This window comes from Sphingopyxis granuli NBRC 100800 (genome assembly GCF_001591045.1).
Classification (GTDB): Bacteria; Pseudomonadota; Alphaproteobacteria; order Sphingomonadales; family Sphingomonadaceae; genus Sphingopyxis; species Sphingopyxis granuli.
Window position 1 is genome coordinate 1 of sequence record NZ_BCUA01000086.1, and the last position, 15,436, is coordinate 15,436.

Below are 15,436 nucleotides of genomic sequence, written 5' to 3' on the forward strand. Positions count from 1 at the left end.
TGGGGCAATCCAAAGTCATCAGAGTCTAGGCGCCCGGCTTGCTGCGCAGCTGGGCGAGCGCCGCGAAGGGCCCCGCCTGTTCCTCGCTCAACACGCCCTTTTCGGCGAGGATGCGGTCGGCGTCGGGGTGGCGCGGGAAGGGGTCGAGCGCGAGCGACAGCGTCTGCACCGCCGCTTCGCCCAGATCGATCCGGTCGCCGTCGAGTGGCAATATGTCGCAATCCTCGCCGCTGATCTCGATCTCTTCATCGGCCGCGTCTCCGGTCTCCACCTCGCGCAGGAAGCGCAGGTCGAAATCTTCGCGCAGCGTCGCGGGCACCGGCAGGTCGGTCGCGGCGCAAGACTGGACGACATCGGCCTCGACCGCGCCCGTGGCGGCGATGCCGCCGGCGACCGCGCGCACCTCGGCCGTCAGCGCGAAGCGGTCGAGCGCGACCAGCCCGAGCCGCGCGGCGATGCGCGCGCGCGCCGCGGCGTCGGCCTCGAGCGCGACGCGGCGCCCCTGTCCGGCCTCGGCCAGCGTCACGAGGTGCGAAAATTCGGTCGCGCTCATGCCCCGTCTCCGGTCGCGTCTCCGGGCAGCCGGTCGGCGGCGATCAGCGCGGCGACGGGCATCGCCGCCAACCCCGTGCGCAGCGCCGCCACCTGCGCCTCGACATGCGCGAGCGCGGCTTCGGCGGGTGCCTGTCCGCGCCACAGGTTGCGGACCAGCGCCGCGCGCAGTTCGGGCGAGCCGTCGGGCGCGGCATAGGCGCCCAGCCGTCCGCCGAGCGCCCCCATCATCCGCCCGACCTGTTTGCCGACGACCATGTCGCCGAAGCCGATCTGGCGCATCTGGCCGTCCATGTCGGCGACGAACAATTCGGTGAGCTGCACGCCGGCGATCGCCTGCTCCGGCTCTTCGTCGATCCGGTGGAGAACCAGCGCGAGCACGAGGCTGATCATGTCGAAACGCCCGTCGAGCGTGTCGGGAACGCTGCCCTCGACATACCAGTGCGGGGCGCGGGCCGTCGCGACGATCGCCTGCCACAGCGGGCGGCGCGCCTCGCGCGGGTCGGGGTCGGGCCGAAAGAGTTTGCGGAGCGAGATCATCCCGTCCGCTTAGGCGCAATCGGCGGCGCGGAAAAGGGGGCGGCTGTCGCCGGGCGCGCCGGGGTCGCCGCGCGACAAGCGGCTTGTGCGCCGCGCCTGCTTGCGGTTAAGAGGCGCGGGAGATGCGCAGCGGCCTGCGTCGGTCGCCGGGGCGGGCGGCCAGGGGCGAGGTCAGGACTGCGCGCGACGGAGATTGCTGATGTTCGAAGCCAAGCCTGTCCTTGCCGCCCCCCGCCTGCGCCTGCTGGCGGTGGGACTAATCGTCGCGCTGGCCGCCAGCGGCTGCACGCAGCTTCGCGGGCGGCAGGGCTATGTGGTCGACCCGGTGCTGACCGACGCGATCACCCCCGGGGTCGACAATCGCGAATCGGTCGAACGGACGCTGGGCCACCCGACCTTCGTCGGTCAGTTCAGCAACAACGAATATTATTATCTGTCGCGCGAGACGCGGGCGCTGGCCTTCGCCAATCCGCGTCCGGTCGCGCAGCAGGTGCTGCGGGTCCGCTTCGACCCCGCGGGCAATGTCGCCGCGGTCGATCGCACCGGGCTCGACCAGGTCAGCAAGATCAACCCCAATGGCGACAAGACGCCGACGCTGGGCCGCAGCCGCAGCTTCTTCGAGGACATCTTCGGCAATATCGGCGCCGTCGGAGCGCCGGGCATGGGCGGCGGAACGCCCGGCCAATAAGGCTCTCGCCCTCCCCGCCGCCGCTATGCGGGGGGAGGGTGGTCCTACCCCGCGATGCCGCCGGCGGCGAGCACGGCCAGCGTCACGAGATCGGATGCCGGCGACGCCATCGTCGCGACCTGCACCGGCTTTTCCATCCCGATCAGCATCGGGCCGATGACGGCGCTGCCGCCCAGTTCGCGCAGCAGCTTCGCCGACAGATTGCCCGATTGCAGCCCCGGCATGACCAGCACGTTCGCCGGGCCCGACAGGCGGCAGAAGGGGTAGTTCGCCATCACCTTCGCGTTGAGCGCGACGTCGGGCGCGATCTCGCCCTCATATTCGAATTCGGGCCGGCGTTCGTCGAGGATGTGCACCGCGTCGCGGATATTGTCGAGCCACGACCCCGGCGGATTGCCGAAGGTCGAATAGGAGAGGAAGGCGACGCGCGGTTCGTGCCCCATGCGCCGCGCGACCTGCGCGGTGCGTTCGGCGATGTCGGCGAGCATTTCCGCCGAGGGACGTTCGTTGACCGTCGTGTCGGCCATGAAGATGGTGTGATGCTGGCCGACGAGGACATGGATGCCGAAGGCGGTCTTGCCCTCTGCCGGGTCGATCACGCGGCGCACCTCGCGCATCGTCTGCGAATAGGTGCGGGTGACGCCGGTGATCATCGCATCGCCGAGGCCGAGCTTGAGCAGCAGCGAGCCGAAGATGTTGCGGTCGCGGTTGACCATCCGTTCGATGTCGCGGCGCAGATAGCCGCGGCGCTGGAGCCGCTCGTAGAGCATCTCGACCATCTGCGGAACGTGCGGCGAGTTGACGCTGTTGTGGACCTCGAAGCTTTCGGGATCGGCGACGCCCATGTCGCGCAGCATGTCGTGCAGCCCTTCGCGCCCGACGAGCACCGGAATGCCGTAGCCGCCGTCGCGGAACTGGATCGCGGCGCGCAGCACCACCTCTTCCTCGCCCTCGGCGAAGACGACGCGCTTCGGATTCGCCCGCGCCGCTTCATAGGCGAGGGTGAGCACCGAGGTCGTCGGGTTGAGCCGGGCGCGCAGCCGGGTGCGATATTCGGCCATGTCGGCGATCGGCCGCTGCGCGACGCCGCTGTCGATCGCCGCCTTCGCGACCGCGGCGGGGACGATCTCCATCAGCCGCGGGTCGAAGGGCGAGGGGATGATATATTCGGGGCCGAAGCTGGCGGCGCGCCCGCCATAGGCCGCCGCGACCTCTTCGGGCACCTGCTGGCGCGCGAGGTCGGCGATGGCGTAGGCGGCGGCGATCTTCATCTCCTCGTTGATCGCGGTCGCGCGCACGTCGAGCGCGCCGCGGAAGATGAAGGGGAAGCACAGGACGTTGTTGACCTGGTTCGGATAGTCCGAGCGCCCGGTCGCGATGATCGCGTCGGGCCGCGCGGCGCGCGCGTCGGGCGGCGAGATTTCGGGGTCGGGATTCGCCATCGCGAAGATGATCGGCGCCGGCGCCATGTCCTTCACCATCTCCGGCTTGAGCGCGCCCGCGGCCGAGAGGCCTAGGAAGACGTCGGCGCCCTTCAGCGCCTGCATCAGGTCGCGCGCCTCGGTCGGCACCGCGTGCGCCGACTTCCACTGGTCCATCCCTTCGGCGCGGCCCTGGTAGATCGTGCCCTTGCGGTCGCACATGATGACGTTTTCGTGGCGGACGCCCATCGCCTTGATCAGTTCGGTGCAGGCGATCGCCGCGGCGCCGGCGCCGTTGACGACCACCTTGATGTCCTTGAGGTCGCGCCCGGTCAGGTGGCAGGCGTTGATCAGGCCGGCGGCGGTGATGATCGCGGTGCCATGCTGGTCGTCATGGAACACCGGGATGTTCATCTTTTCCTTGAGCGCCGCTTCGATGATGAAGCAGTTGGGCGCGGCGATATCCTCGAGATTGATGCCGCCGAAGCTCGGTTCGAGCAGTTCGACCGCGTCGATGAAGGCCTGCGGGTCCTCGGTATCGACCTCGAGGTCGATCGAATCGACGTCGGCGAAGCGCTTGAAGAGGACGGCCTTGCCCTCCATCACCGGCTTCGAGGCGAGCGCGCCCAGATTGCCGAGGCCGAGGATCGCGGTGCCGTTCGAGATAACGGCGACGAGGTTGCCCTTGGCGGTATAGTCGTAGGCGGTGGCGGGGTCGTCGGCGATGGCCTTGACCGGGACCGCGACGCCGGGGGAGTAGGCGAGGCTCAGGTCGCGCTGGGTCGCCATCGGTTTCGACGCGACGATCTCGATTTTGCCGGGTCGGCCGTGTTCGTGGTAGAGCAGGGCCTCTCGGTCCGAAAATTGCACCTTGCTGCCGCTGTCCATATTTTTCCCCTTGGGTTCGTTCAAGGCCCGCGCCGTTTCCCAATCCCCTAGCGTCACCGGCGGCGATTGTAACCGGGCTGAGCGAAAAAGATTCGCGGGACAGGGGGTATCCGTCCCACTCTTCCGCGATGGCCATGCGCGAACTTGCCATGCCGCCCTCAATCACTAAGCAGGGTTCGATGTCCGCAACCGCCCGCACCGCCGCCAACAGCAACGCCGCCCCCGCCGCGACGCCGATGATGGCGCAATATTGGTCGCTCAAGGAAAAGGCGGGCGACTGCCTGCTCTTCTACCGCATGGGCGATTTCTTCGAGCTGTTCTTCGACGATGCGAAGGCGGCCGCCGCGACGCTCGACATCGCGCTGACGTCGCGCGGCGAGCATGGCGGAGAGCCGGTGCCGATGTGCGGCGTGCCGGTCCATTCGGCCGAATCCTATCTCGCGCGGCTGATCCGCGCCGGACACCGCGTCGCCATCGCCGAACAGGTCGAAACCCCGGCCGAGGCGAAGGCGCGTGGCGGGTCGAAGGCGCTCGTTGCGCGCGCCATCGTGCGGTTCGTGACGGCGGGGACGCTGACCGAGGAGGCGCTGCTCGAAGGGCGCAGCGCCAACCGGCTCGCCGCGCTCGCGCAGGTCGGCAGCGAAAGCGAGATCGCGATCGCCGCCGCCGATATTTCCACCGGCCGCTTCGAAGTCGTCGCGGTCCGCCCCGATCAGGTCGACGCCGAACTCGCGCGGCTCGCGCCGTCCGAACTGCTGGTGAGCGAAACCGCCGAGGCGCTTCCCGCCTGGACCGCGCGGCAGGTGGTGCGCCGCCCGGCCGGCGAATTTTCGAGCGGTGCCGGGCAGAAGCGGCTCGAGTCGCTGTTCGCGGTCCAGACGCTCGACGGCTTCGGCGCCTTCACCCGCGGCGAAATCGCGGCGATGGGCGCGATCGCCGCCTATCTCGACCATGTCGGCACCGGCGGTGCGGTCTTTCTCCAGCCGCCGGTGCGCCACAGCGCGTCGGGGCGGATGGCGATCGATGCGGCGACGCGCGAAAGCCTGGAACTCGTCCGCACGATGGCGGGAACGCGCGACGGCAGCCTGCTCGGCACCATCGACCGGACCGTGACCGCGGCCGGCGCGCGGCTGCTCGCCGACGATCTCGCGAGCCCGCTGACCGACAAGGGCGCGATCCTCGACCGGCTCGACCTTGTCGATGCACTCGCGCGCGACGCGCTGTGGCGCGGCGAATTGCGCGCTGCGCTGCGCGCGCTGCCCGATGCGGGCCGCGCACTCGGCCGCCTCGTCGCGGGGCGCGGCGGTCCGCGCGACCTCGCGCAGCTTCGCGATGCGCTCGGCGGCGCGCGGCTGCTGCGCGAACGGCTCGCGCGGCGGCCCGACCTGCCGCCGCTGCTCGCCCGGCTGCTTCCCGGTCTCGACGGGCATGGCGCGCTGGTCGACGAACTGTCGCGCGCGCTGATCGAGACGCCGCCGGTCGATGCCGCGCAGGGCGGCTATATCGCCGAAGGCTATGACGCCGCGCTCGACGCGCTGCGCGAGACCGCGCGCGACGGGCGCAAGGCGATCGCGGCGCTGGAGGCGCGCTATCGCGACCGCACCGGCATCGCCTCGCTCAAGATCCGCCACAATGGCGTGCTCGGCTATCATGTCGAGGTGTCCGCGAAGCATGCCGATGCGCTGATGGCGCCCGAATCGGGCTTCACCCACCGCCAGACGCTCGCGGGCGTCGTGCGCTTCAACGCGTCCGACCTGCACGAGGCGGCGAGCCGGGTGACGCAGGCGGGGGTGCATGCGGTCGCCGCCGAGGCGGCGCACCTCGAAGCGTTGACCGAGGCCGCGGTAGCGCGGCGCGAGGCGATCGCCGCGAGCTGCGACGTGCTCGCGCGGCTCGACGTCGCCGCCGCGCTCGCCGACCATGCGATGAGCCACAACTGGTGCCGTCCCGACCTTGCCGACGATCCATGCCTCGACGTGTCGGGCGGACGCCATCCGGTGGTCGAGGCGGCGCTGGCGAAAAGCGGCGAGCGCTTCGTGCCCAACGACGTCTCGCTGTCCGAGGCCGACCGGCTGTGGCTCGTCACCGGCCCCAACATGGGCGGCAAATCGACCTTCCTGCGCCAGAACGCGCTGATCGTGGTACTCGCGCAGGCGGGCGCCTTCGTGCCCGCCGCGTCGGCGAAGCTGGGGCTCGTCGACCGGCTGTTCAGCCGCGTCGGGGCGAGCGACAATCTGGCGCGCGGCCGCTCGACGTTCATGGTCGAGATGGTCGAGACCGCGGCGATCCTCGCGCAGGCGACGCCGCAAAGTTTCGTGATCCTCGACGAGGTCGGGCGCGGCACCTCGACCTATGACGGGCTCGCGCTCGCCTGGTCGGTGGTCGAGGCGGTGCACGAGGCGAACCGCTGCCGCTGCCTGTTCGCGACCCATTATCACGAGCTGACGCGGCTCGCCGAAACGCTGAACGCGCTGTCGCTTCATCATGTCCGCGCACGCGAATGGCAGGGCGATCTGGTGCTGCTGCACGAGGTCGCCGAGGGGCCCGCCGACCGCAGCTACGGCCTCGCCGTCGCGCGGCTTGCCGGGGTGCCCGCGGGCGTCGTCAAGCGCGCCGAGGCGGTGCTCGCGAAGCTGGAGGCGGGCCGCGAGGCGACCGGCGGCCTCGCTGCGGGGCTCGACGACCTGCCGCTGTTTGCCGCGACGATCGCCGAGGCGCCCGCGGCGAAGCCCGACGCGCTGCGCGAGGCGCTTGCCGTCATCGACCCCGATGCGCTCGCGCCGCGCGAAGCGCTCGATGCGCTCTATCGTTTGAAGCAGATCGTGATGGGAGAAGGACGATAATATGTTTCGGAGCCGCCCTAAAACGGATGGGGTGATGTTCGGCATGCACCTGTGACCGACCTGTTCGCCCATCTCGACGACCGCCGCGCGATCATCGACCGCCGCGCGCTGGCGGGGCGGCTCGACGCACTGGCGGCCGAGACGGGCGATACCGGGCAGCGCCGTCGCGCGATGGTCGCGCTGCTTCGGCAGACGCTCGACGCGGGGCGCGCGGAGATCGGCCGCCGGCTGCTGCTCCATCCGTCGGCAGGGCGGGTGACGGCGCATGCGACCGCCTTTCTGACCGACCAGATCGTCCGCCTGAGCCACGATTTCACGATCCACCACCTCTATCCGGCGAGCAACCCGTCGGCGGGCGAGCGGCTGACGCTGGTCGCGGTCGGCGGCTATGGCCGCGGCGACATGGCGCCGTTCAGCGACGTCGACATCGGCTTCCTGACCCCGTTCAAGCAGACGAGCTGGACCGAGCAGGTGATCGAGGCGCAGCTTTATACGCTGTGGGACCTCGGGCTGAAGGTCGGTCATTCGTCGCGCTCGCTCGACGAGATGATCCGCGCCGCGAAGGAGGATCTGACGGTGCGCACCGCGCTGCTCGAGGCGCGTTTCGTGTGGGGCGACCGTGCGCTCTACGATCAGGCCTCGGCGCGTTTCGATGCCGAGGTGGTCGCGGGCAATGCGCGCGCCTTCGTCGCCGACAAGCTGGCCGAGCGCGACGAGCGGCACAAGAGGATGGGCGATTCGCGCTATGTCGTCGAACCCAATGTGAAGGAGGGGAAGGGGGGGCTGCGCGACCTTCACACCCTGTTCTGGATCGGCAAGTTCATCCACCGCGTGCGCACCGTTCCCGAACTGGTCGACGCCGGGCTGCTCACCAGCCGCGAACTGCGCCAGTTCGCGCGCGCCGAGAATTTCCTGCTCGCCGTCCGCTGCCATCTCCACATGCTCGCGGGGCGCGCCGAGGACCGGCTGACCTTCGACGTCCAGCGCGAGATCGCGGCGCGGATGCAGTTCGCCGAGCGGCCGGGCAAGAGCGCGGTCGAGCGGTTCATGCAGCTCTATTTCCTCCATGCGAAGAGTGTCGGCGACCTCACCGGCACCTTCCTCGCGCATCTCGACGATCAGCTTGCGGCGCGCGGTCGCCGCTTCCTGCCGACGATCCGGCGACGGCCGGGCAAGCTTAACGGTTTCGTGCTCGACCGCGGCCGGCTGGCGCTGCCGTCTGACGACTTCTTTCAGCAGGACCCGGTGCGGCTGATCGAGATTTTCGCGCTCGCCGACCGGCACGGCCTCGAAATCCACCCGCAGGCGATGCGCCAGGCGCGCCACGACGCCAAGCTGATCGAGACGCAGGGCGTGCGCCGCGTCGCGCGCGCGAACGCCCTGTTCCTCGACGTGCTGACGTCCCCGCGCGACCCCGAAACGGTGCTGCGCTGGATGAACGAGGCGGGGGTGTTCGGCCGCTTCGTGCCCGATTTCGGCCGCGTCGTCGCGCAGATGCAGTTCGACATGTATCATCATTATACGGTCGACGAGCACACGATCCGCGCGATCGGCCTGCTTTCGGACATCGAACAGGACCGGTTGAAGGACGATCATCCGCTGTCGACCGCGATCATGCAGCATGTCCAGTCGCGGCGCGTCATCTATGTCGCGGTGCTGCTCCACGACATCGCCAAGGGGCGCGGCGGCGATCACAGCATCCTGGGTGCCGAACTCGCGCTGCGCGTCTGCCCGCGGCTCGGGCTGACCGAGGCGGAGACCGAGACGGTGTCGTGGCTGGTGCGTCATCACCTGCTGATGGCGGCGACGGCGTTCAAGCGCGACCTCGCCGATTTCAAGACGATCCTCGACTTTGCGCAGATCGTCCAGAGCCCCGAGCGGCTGCGCCTGCTGCTCGTCCTCACCGTCGTCGATATCCGCGCGGTCGGCCCCGGCGTGTGGAACAGCTGGAAACGGCAGTTGCTGGCCGAATTGTTCGACGCTGCCGAAGAGGTGCTGCGCCTCGGCCACAAGCAGCGCGGGCGGGCGGCGCGGATCGCGGGCAAGAAGGAAGAGGCGCAGCGCCTGCTCGCGCTCGACGACAAGGCGTTCGCGCGGCTCGCGAGGCGGCTTCCCGAAAGCTATTGGATCGCCGAGCCGGTCGAGGTGATCGCGGCGAACCTGATCCATATCCAGAAGGCCGGCGGCGCCCCGCTGCATATCGCGGCGGTGCCCGACGACGATCGCGGCGCGACGCTGGTGATGGTGCTCGCGGCCGACCATCCGGGGCTCTTCTATCGCATCGCCGGGGGCATCCACCTTGCCGGCGGCAACATCATCGACGCGCGCATCCACACGACGCGCGACGGGCTCGCGCTCGACAATTTCCTGGTCCAGGACCCGCTCGGCCGCCCCTTTGCCGAGGCGGAGCAGATCGTCCGCCTGACGCGGGCGATCGAGGATGCGCTGGCGGGCCGCCAGAAACTGCTGCCCAAGCTGGAGGCGCGCGCGCTGCCGCGCACCCGCGCCGAGGCGTTCCGCATCGCGCCGAACGTCTTCATCGACAACAAGGCGTCGAACCGCTTCACCGTGATCGAGGTCAATGCGCAGGACCGCCCGGCGCTGCTCAACCAGCTTGCCTATGCATTGTTCCAGTCGAAGGTGACGGTGCACAGCGCGCATGTCGCCACCTATGGCGAGCGCGCGGTCGACACCTTCTATGTCACCGACCTGATCGGCGACAAGATCGACAGCGCGGCGCGCGTGAGATCGCTGGAAAAGCGCCTGCTCGAAGCCGCCGCGAGCCGCAGCGAGAATGCCGTCGCCGCCTGATCCGGCCTATCCCCGCAGCACCGCGCCCAGTTTCGCGGCGGCCGCGACGATCCGGTCGGCGATCGCCTTCAGATCGGCATCGGTGAAGCTCTTTTCCGCCGGTTGCAGTTCGACCTCGACCGCGAGGCTGACCTGCCCTTCGGGCACGCCCTGGCCGGCGAAGCGGTCGAACAGGCGGGCTCCGGCGATCGCGCCCTTGTCGGCGCCCTTCACCGCGCGGACGAGATCGGCGGCGGCGAGCGTTTCGGGGGCGAGGAAGGCGAAGTCGCGGCGCACCGCCTGCAGCGCGGGGGGCGCAAAGGCCGCGCGGGCCGGACCGCTCGCGCGCTTTGCCGGGATCGCGTCGAGGAAAATCTGCACCGCCATCACCGGCCCGTCGACGTCGAAATGCCGCGTCAGCGCGGGATGGAGCGCGCCGAACTCCGCGAGCACCGCCTTGGGACCGAGCCGCAGTGTCGCCGCCTGGCCGGGATGCCAGATCGCGCCCTGGGCGACCGGCTCCATCACCTGCAGCCGGTCGGCGGGGGCGCCGGCGGCTTCGAGCAGCGCGAGCGCCGCCGCCTTGGCGTCGAACGCGTCGAAGGGCTGCGCCTTGCCCGCCTGCCAACTGCGCGCGCGGCGTTCGCCCGCCATCAGCAGCGCCAGCGTCGGATGCTCGGCATCGGCCAGATAGCGCCGACCGATCTCGAACAGGCGGATGCTGTCCGCGCCGCGATTCGCGTTGCGTGCGGCCGCGGCGAGCAGGCCCGGCAGCAGCGACGGACGCATCACCTTGAGATCTTCGCTGATCGGGTTGGCGAGCCCCCAGGTGCCGCCGCCGAACGGCGCCGCTTCGCGTTCGCTGACGAAGCTCCACGTCACCGCCTCGTGGAAACCCGCCGCCGCCGCGGCGCGGCGCAGGCGGCGTTCGAGCATCTGGTCGGCCGTCGCGGTCGGCTTCGCCACCCCGTCGCGGCGCGGCAACGGGGTCGAGGGAATGGCGTCGAAGCCGTGGATGCGCGCCACTTCCTCGACGATGTCGGGCGCGGCGTCGACGTCGCGGCGCCAGCTCGGCACCGTGACCTGCCAGCGTGCGCCCTGTTCGATGACCGTGAAGCCCAGCGCTTCCAGAATCTCGCGCTGGCGCGCGGGGTCGATTGCGACGCCGCCCAGCGTCGCGGCGAGCCCGGGGTCGTAATCGACGTGCCGCGCGGCGACCGGCGGGGCGCCGGCGCGCGTCACCGCCGAGGGGGTGCCGCCGCAGATGGCGAGGATATGGCCGGTGACGATCGCGGTCGCGTCGTCGAGGAAAGCCGGATCGACGCCGCGCTCGAAACGGCTGCGCGCGTCGCTGGCGAGGCCGAGCGCCTGGCCGGTGAGCGCGATGCGCTCCGGGGTGAACCAGGCGATTTCGAGCAGGACGTCGGTCGTCGCCTCGCTGCACCCGCTATGCTCGCCGCCCATGATGCCGGCGATGTCGTGGACGCCGGCATCGTCGGCGATCACCGTCATCGTGTCGGTGAGCGTATAGCTCTTGCCGTTGAGCGCGACGACGCTTTCGCCCGCCTTCGCGCGGCGCGCGACGAGCGGTCCGGTCAGCGTCGCGCGGTCGTAGATATGGCTCGGGCGGCCGAGGTCGAACATCACATAGTTGCTGATGTCGACGAGCGCCGAGATCGAGCGCTGGCCGATCGCTTCGAGCCGGCGCCGCATCCATTCGGGCGCGGCGCCGTTGGTGACGTCGGCGATCGTGCGGCCATAGAAGGCGGGACAGCCTTCGGGATCGTGGGTGGCGATCCCGGTCGCGGGTTCGCCTTCGCCGAGGATCGTCGGGACGGCGAGCGGCTTGAGCGTGCCCAGCCCCGCCGCGGCGAGGTCGCGCGCGATCCCTCGCACGCCCATGCAGTCCTGCCGGTTGGGGGTGATCGATATGTCGATCACCGGATCGTTCGTGCCCGCATGGTCGGCGAAGGGCATGCCGACGGGGGCGTCGGCGGGCAGCTCGATGATGCCGTCATGGTCGTCGCCGAGTTCGAGCTCGCGCGTCGAACACATCATGCCGTTCGATTCGACGCCGCGGATCGCCGAGACCTTCAGCTCCATGCCGTTCGCCGGGACGACCGCGCCGGGCAGGCCGAGCACGCCGACGAGGCCGGCGCGCGCGTTGGGGGCGCCGCACACGACCTGCAACGGCGCGCCGCCGTTGACGTCCGGGCCGGCGTCGACGGTGAGCACCTGCAGCTTGTCGGCCTGCGGGTGGCGCTCGGCGGTCAGGACGCGCGCGACGCGGAAGCCGGCGAGCTTCTCGGCCGGATTCTCGACGCCTTCGACCTCATGGCCAATACGGTTGAGGGTCGCGACCACCGCCTCGACGGTCGCGTCGGTGTCGAGATGCTCCCTGAGCCAGTCGAGGGTGATCTTCATGCCGAAATGCCCCCGGACAGCGTCGGAACGCTCAGCGCGCCGAATCCGTAGTGGGACAGCCACCGGAGGTCGCCGTCGAAGAAGGCGCGCAGGTCGTCCATGCCATATTTGAGCATCGCGAGCCGGTCGATGCCGGCGCCGAAGGCGAAGCCCTGCCATTCGTCGGGGTCGAGCCCGCAATTGGCGATGACGCGCCGGTTGACCATGCCGCTGCCGAGCAGTTCCATCCACGCATGCCCTTCGTCGTCGCCGCTGCCGCCGACGATGCGGCGGCCCTTTTCCTGCCGGTATCCGACATCGACCTCCGCCGACGGCTCGGTGAAGGGAAAATAGCTGGGGCGCAGGCGCAGCACGATGTCGTCGCGCTCGAAATAGGCCTTGAGGAAGGTTTCGAGCGTCCATTTGAGGTGGCCCATATGGATGCCGCGGTCGATGACGAGGCCTTCGACCTGGTGGAACATCGGCGTGTGGGTCGCGTCGCTGTCGCTGCGATAGACGCGCCCCGGTGCGATGATGCGGATCGGCGGCTGCTGGTTCATCATCGTGCGGACCTGCACCGGCGAGGTGTGGGTGCGAAGCAGCATCGGACGGCCGTCGGCGTTCGCCATCTGCGGCGGGAAATAGAAGGTGTCGTGCATGGCGCGCGCGGGATGCGTCTCGGGGATGTTGAGCGCGGTGAAATTGCGCCAGTCGTCCTCGATCTCGGGCCCGGTGGCGACCGCGAAGCCCATGTCGGCGAAGATTTCCGCCAGCTCGTCCATCGCCTGGCTGACCGGGTGGACGCTGCCCTGCGGAGCGGCGTCGGCGGGGAGCGTCATGTCGAGCCGCTCGGCGGCGAGCCTTTGCTCGAGCGCCGCGGCTTCGAGCGCGGCCTTGCGCGCGGCGAGCGCGCCGGTGACGGCTTCGCGCAGGGCGTGGATCTGCGGTCCGCGCTCCTGCCGCTCCTCGGGGCTCATCGCGCCCAGCGTCTTGAGCAGCGCCGACACGCTGCCCGCCTTGCCGAGCGCGGCGACGCGCAGCGCCTCCAGCGCGTCGAGGTCGGCGGCCGCGGCGATGTCGCCCACAAGCTGGGCCTGCATGGCCTGATATTCGCTCATCTTCGTTCGTCCTGCGGCGGCCGCCCGCCGAGGCGCGCGCGATCGTCTATATGGTGGTTTCCGGTTGCCGGGTCGTTCCGCCGCCGCTTGCACCGAAGGCGGCGCGCGGGTCAACCCCGAAGCGCTCAGGCGCCGGGCCGGTGCAGGCCCTGCACCGCTTCGCCCGCGGCGGCGGCGCGGGCGCGGGCGGCGGCGCCGAGGATCGGCTTGGGCCGCGCCGCGTAGGCGCGCGGGCTCATCCCCATGAAGCGCTGGAAGTCGCGGGTGAACTGCGCCTGGTCGTGATAGTGGTGATCGAGCGTGTCGATCCACGCCATCGTCGGGTCGAGCATGAAGCGCGCAAGGCTGCGCAGGAAGCGCTGGCGGCGGAGCAGCAGCTTGGGCGGAAAGCCGAACGCCCGGCGGCTCAGCCGCTCGACCGAGCGCGCCGACAGGCCGAGCCGGGCCGCGAGGTCGGCGACGCTCGCCAGATCTTCGTCGACGAGCGCGCCGTGCGCGGCGCGGATCGCCGGGTCGTCGCGCGGCGCGGCGGCGAGCAGCGCGACGAAATGCGCGTCGATCGTCCGCGCCGCCTCTTCCGCGTCCGCGGCGCGGGGCAGCCGTGCGGCGAGCGGCGCGAAGGCGGCGAAGGCGGGATGCGCTTCGCCGTCGCAGAAGCGGTCCGCCAATGTTTCGGCGGACATCGGGACATATTTGGCCCAGCCCATCGGCAACAGGCCGATCCCCCAGACGCGCATCGCGCCGGCCGCGAAATAGCTCGCCTTGCTCGTCGGGCCGGTGGCGATGAAGCGCGGCGCCGGGACCGGGACGCCGCCGCCGATCGCCGCGAGCGGCGCGGTGCCGTCGATGAAGCGCATGTTCGCCCATTCGGGGTGCAGATAATCGTCGACGCGGACCCGCGGCGGGGCGGCGACGTCGGTCAGATAGATGATGCTGGCATAGGGGCGCAGCGCCTCCGACACCGGGAAGAAGCGGGTCGTCACGCGCACATCGGCGCCTGGCCCCTGCGGTTGCGTCGCATCGGTCATGCCCTGTCGCTTCTGCGGACGGATGCGCAAAAAAACAACAAGCTAAGCGACCCGATTGTCGGGTTCTTACAATTATTGTCATGTTCCGGACGGCATATGTCACGCCTCTTCGGCGCGGCTTGTGCCAGAGGATGGGAACACTTCCACCGGCCGTCGGCTTTCTGCGACCCACGGCTTAGCGGCTCGGAGGGAGGGGGGCGGTGTATCGCTTTGATCATCGTCGAGACGGCGCGGGGCCTGGCTCCGCGCCGTCTCTCTTTGCGCCGCGCGCACGAAAAAGGGCGGCCCCGGATGGGACCGCCCTTTTGCGATTCGATGGCTCGATCCGGCGTTACGCGGCCTTGGGCAGCGCTGCCTTCGCCTGGGCGATGATCGTGGTGAACACGCCGCCTTCGTTCATCGCCAGATCGGCCATGACCTTGCGGTCGAGTTCGATCCCCGCGAGCTTCACGCCGTGCATGAACTGCGAATAGGTCAGGCCTTCGGCGCGGACCGCGGCGTTGATGCGCTGGATCCACAGAGCGCGGAAGCTCCGCTTCTTCACCTTGCGGTCGCGATAGGCGTACTGGCCGGCCTTCTCGACCGCCTGCTTGGCGATGCGGATCGTGTTCTTGCGGCGGCCGTAATAGCCCTTCGCCTGGGCCAGAACCCGGTTGTGCTTGGCGCGCGTGGTCGTGCCGCGTTTGATACGGGACATGGGGTCCGCTCCTTACTTCAGGCCGTAGGGCGCCCAGAGGCGCACATGGGCGGTATCGGCATCGCTGAGCACGCTGGTGCCGCGATTGGTGCGGATATATTTCGCATTGTGCGAGATCAGGCGGTGGCGCTTGCCGGCGACGCCGTGCTTCACCTTGCCCGAGGCGGTGAACTTGAAGCGCTTCTTCACACCGCTCTTGGTCTTGAGCTTGGGCATTTTGGTCTCCTTTGGAAGTCCGTTTGCGTATCGGCCTGGCAGCCCTTTCAGCCAGCCGACACAATCGGAAGGCGCGCGCCTAGCGGGATTCGCGCCGAAATGCAAGTCTCGCTCAAGATCCGGTCATTGCGAGCGAAGCGAAGCAATCTCCAACCATCGAGGCTTCCGCATGCCGGAGGCTGGGGGTTGCCACGCCCCCCGGATCAAGTCGGCGCATATAGTCAGGCGCCGTTCCCCGGCGAAAGCCGGGGT

Annotated in this window: 11 protein-coding genes; 3 read left to right on the plus strand and 8 right to left on the minus strand. The window is 69.8% G+C overall.

The window, feature by feature from the left end; all coding sequences use genetic code 11:
* Positions 1–25: 25 nt before the first annotated feature.
* Complete coding sequence (locus tag SGR02S_RS16045; protein WP_067112140.1) at positions 26–553, minus strand: YceD family protein; 528 nt, start codon at positions 551–553, stop codon at positions 26–28.
* Positions 550–1,092 (minus strand): ubiquinol-cytochrome C chaperone family protein, encoded by a 543-nt coding sequence (locus SGR02S_RS16050; RefSeq protein ID WP_067112143.1) that lies wholly within the window; start codon positions 1,090–1,092, stop codon positions 550–552. The genes SGR02S_RS16045 and SGR02S_RS16050 overlap by 4 nt, the downstream gene beginning before the upstream one ends.
* A 199-nt stretch (positions 1,093–1,291) precedes the next feature.
* Between SGR02S_RS16050 and SGR02S_RS16055 the strand changes: the two genes are divergently transcribed.
* Positions 1,292–1,780 carry an outer membrane protein assembly factor BamE gene (locus SGR02S_RS16055; protein ID WP_067112146.1) on the plus strand — a complete coding sequence of 163 codons (489 nt, stop codon included), beginning with the start codon at positions 1,292–1,294 and terminating at the stop codon, positions 1,778–1,780.
* Between the two features lie 44 nt (positions 1,781–1,824).
* Here the strand turns inward: SGR02S_RS16055 and SGR02S_RS16060 are convergent, their stop codons facing one another.
* Positions 1,825–4,089 carry an NADP-dependent malic enzyme gene (locus SGR02S_RS16060; RefSeq protein WP_067112149.1) on the minus strand — a complete coding sequence of 755 codons (2,265 nt, stop codon included), beginning with the start codon at positions 4,087–4,089 and terminating at the stop codon, positions 1,825–1,827.
* Positions 4,090–4,268: 179 nt separating this feature from the next.
* Here SGR02S_RS16060 and mutS point away from each other — a divergent pair, with 179 nt between their 5' ends.
* Positions 4,269–6,932: a DNA mismatch repair protein MutS gene (mutS, locus tag SGR02S_RS16065; protein ID WP_067112166.1), complete on the plus strand. Its 2,664-nt coding sequence runs from the start codon at positions 4,269–4,271 to the stop codon at positions 6,930–6,932.
* Between the two features lie 51 nt (positions 6,933–6,983).
* A complete protein-coding gene (locus SGR02S_RS16070) occupies positions 6,984–9,743 on the plus strand; it encodes a [protein-PII] uridylyltransferase (protein WP_067112152.1) in 2,760 nt (919 codons plus the stop codon).
* Positions 9,744–9,749: 6 nt separating this feature from the next.
* Here SGR02S_RS16070 and pheT read toward each other — a convergent pair whose 3' ends face one another.
* From pheT to rpmI, 5 genes are all read right to left on the minus strand, one after another.
* The gene (pheT, locus tag SGR02S_RS16075) at positions 9,750–12,146 is read right to left on the minus strand and encodes a phenylalanine--tRNA ligase subunit beta (protein ID WP_067112155.1); all 2,397 of its coding nucleotides are present in this window, start codon (positions 12,144–12,146) and stop codon (positions 9,750–9,752) included.
* Positions 12,143–13,243, minus strand: a complete 1,101-nt coding sequence (pheS, locus tag SGR02S_RS16080) for a phenylalanine--tRNA ligase subunit alpha (RefSeq protein ID WP_067112158.1) — start codon at positions 13,241–13,243, stop codon at positions 12,143–12,145. The genes pheT and pheS overlap by 4 nt, the downstream gene beginning before the upstream one ends.
* A gap of 125 nt (positions 13,244–13,368) precedes the next feature.
* Positions 13,369–14,271 carry a helix-turn-helix domain-containing protein gene (locus SGR02S_RS16085; protein ID WP_082797195.1) on the minus strand — a complete coding sequence of 301 codons (903 nt, stop codon included), beginning with the start codon at positions 14,269–14,271 and terminating at the stop codon, positions 13,369–13,371.
* A 331-nt stretch (positions 14,272–14,602) separates the two neighbouring features.
* Entirely contained in the window at positions 14,603–14,968 is a 366-nt protein-coding gene (rplT, locus tag SGR02S_RS16090; protein WP_067112161.1) for a 50S ribosomal protein L20, read from the minus strand.
* Between the two features lie 12 nt (positions 14,969–14,980).
* On the minus strand, positions 14,981–15,184 hold the full coding sequence (rpmI, locus tag SGR02S_RS16095) for a 50S ribosomal protein L35 (protein ID WP_067112163.1): 204 nt from the start codon (positions 15,182–15,184) through the stop codon (positions 14,981–14,983).
* Between the last annotated feature and the right edge of the window lie 252 nt (positions 15,185–15,436).

Coding starts and splice junctions, on each gene's coding strand:
- pheT (WP_067112155.1), bottom strand. CDS start 12,146: ATGAAGATCACCCTCGACTGGCTCAGGGAGCATCTCGACACCGACGCG.
- SGR02S_RS16060 (WP_067112149.1), bottom strand. CDS start 4,089: ATGGACAGCGGCAGCAAGGTGCAATTTTCGGACCGAGAGGCCCTGCTC.
- SGR02S_RS16045 (WP_067112140.1), bottom strand. CDS start 553: ATGAGCGCGACCGAATTTTCGCACCTCGTGACGCTGGCCGAGGCCGGA.
- SGR02S_RS16055 (WP_067112146.1), top strand. CDS start 1,292: ATGTTCGAAGCCAAGCCTGTCCTTGCCGCCCCCCGCCTGCGCCTGCTG.
- rplT (WP_067112161.1), bottom strand. CDS start 14,968: ATGTCCCGTATCAAACGCGGCACGACCACGCGCGCCAAGCACAACCGG.
- SGR02S_RS16050 (WP_067112143.1), bottom strand. CDS start 1,092: ATGATCTCGCTCCGCAAACTCTTTCGGCCCGACCCCGACCCGCGCGAG.
- mutS (WP_067112166.1), top strand. CDS start 4,269: ATGTCCGCAACCGCCCGCACCGCCGCCAACAGCAACGCCGCCCCCGCC.
- rpmI (WP_067112163.1), bottom strand. CDS start 15,184: ATGCCCAAGCTCAAGACCAAGAGCGGTGTGAAGAAGCGCTTCAAGTTC.
- SGR02S_RS16085 (WP_082797195.1), bottom strand. CDS start 14,271: ATGACCGATGCGACGCAACCGCAGGGGCCAGGCGCCGATGTGCGCGTG.
- pheS (WP_067112158.1), bottom strand. CDS start 13,243: ATGAGCGAATATCAGGCCATGCAGGCCCAGCTTGTGGGCGACATCGCC.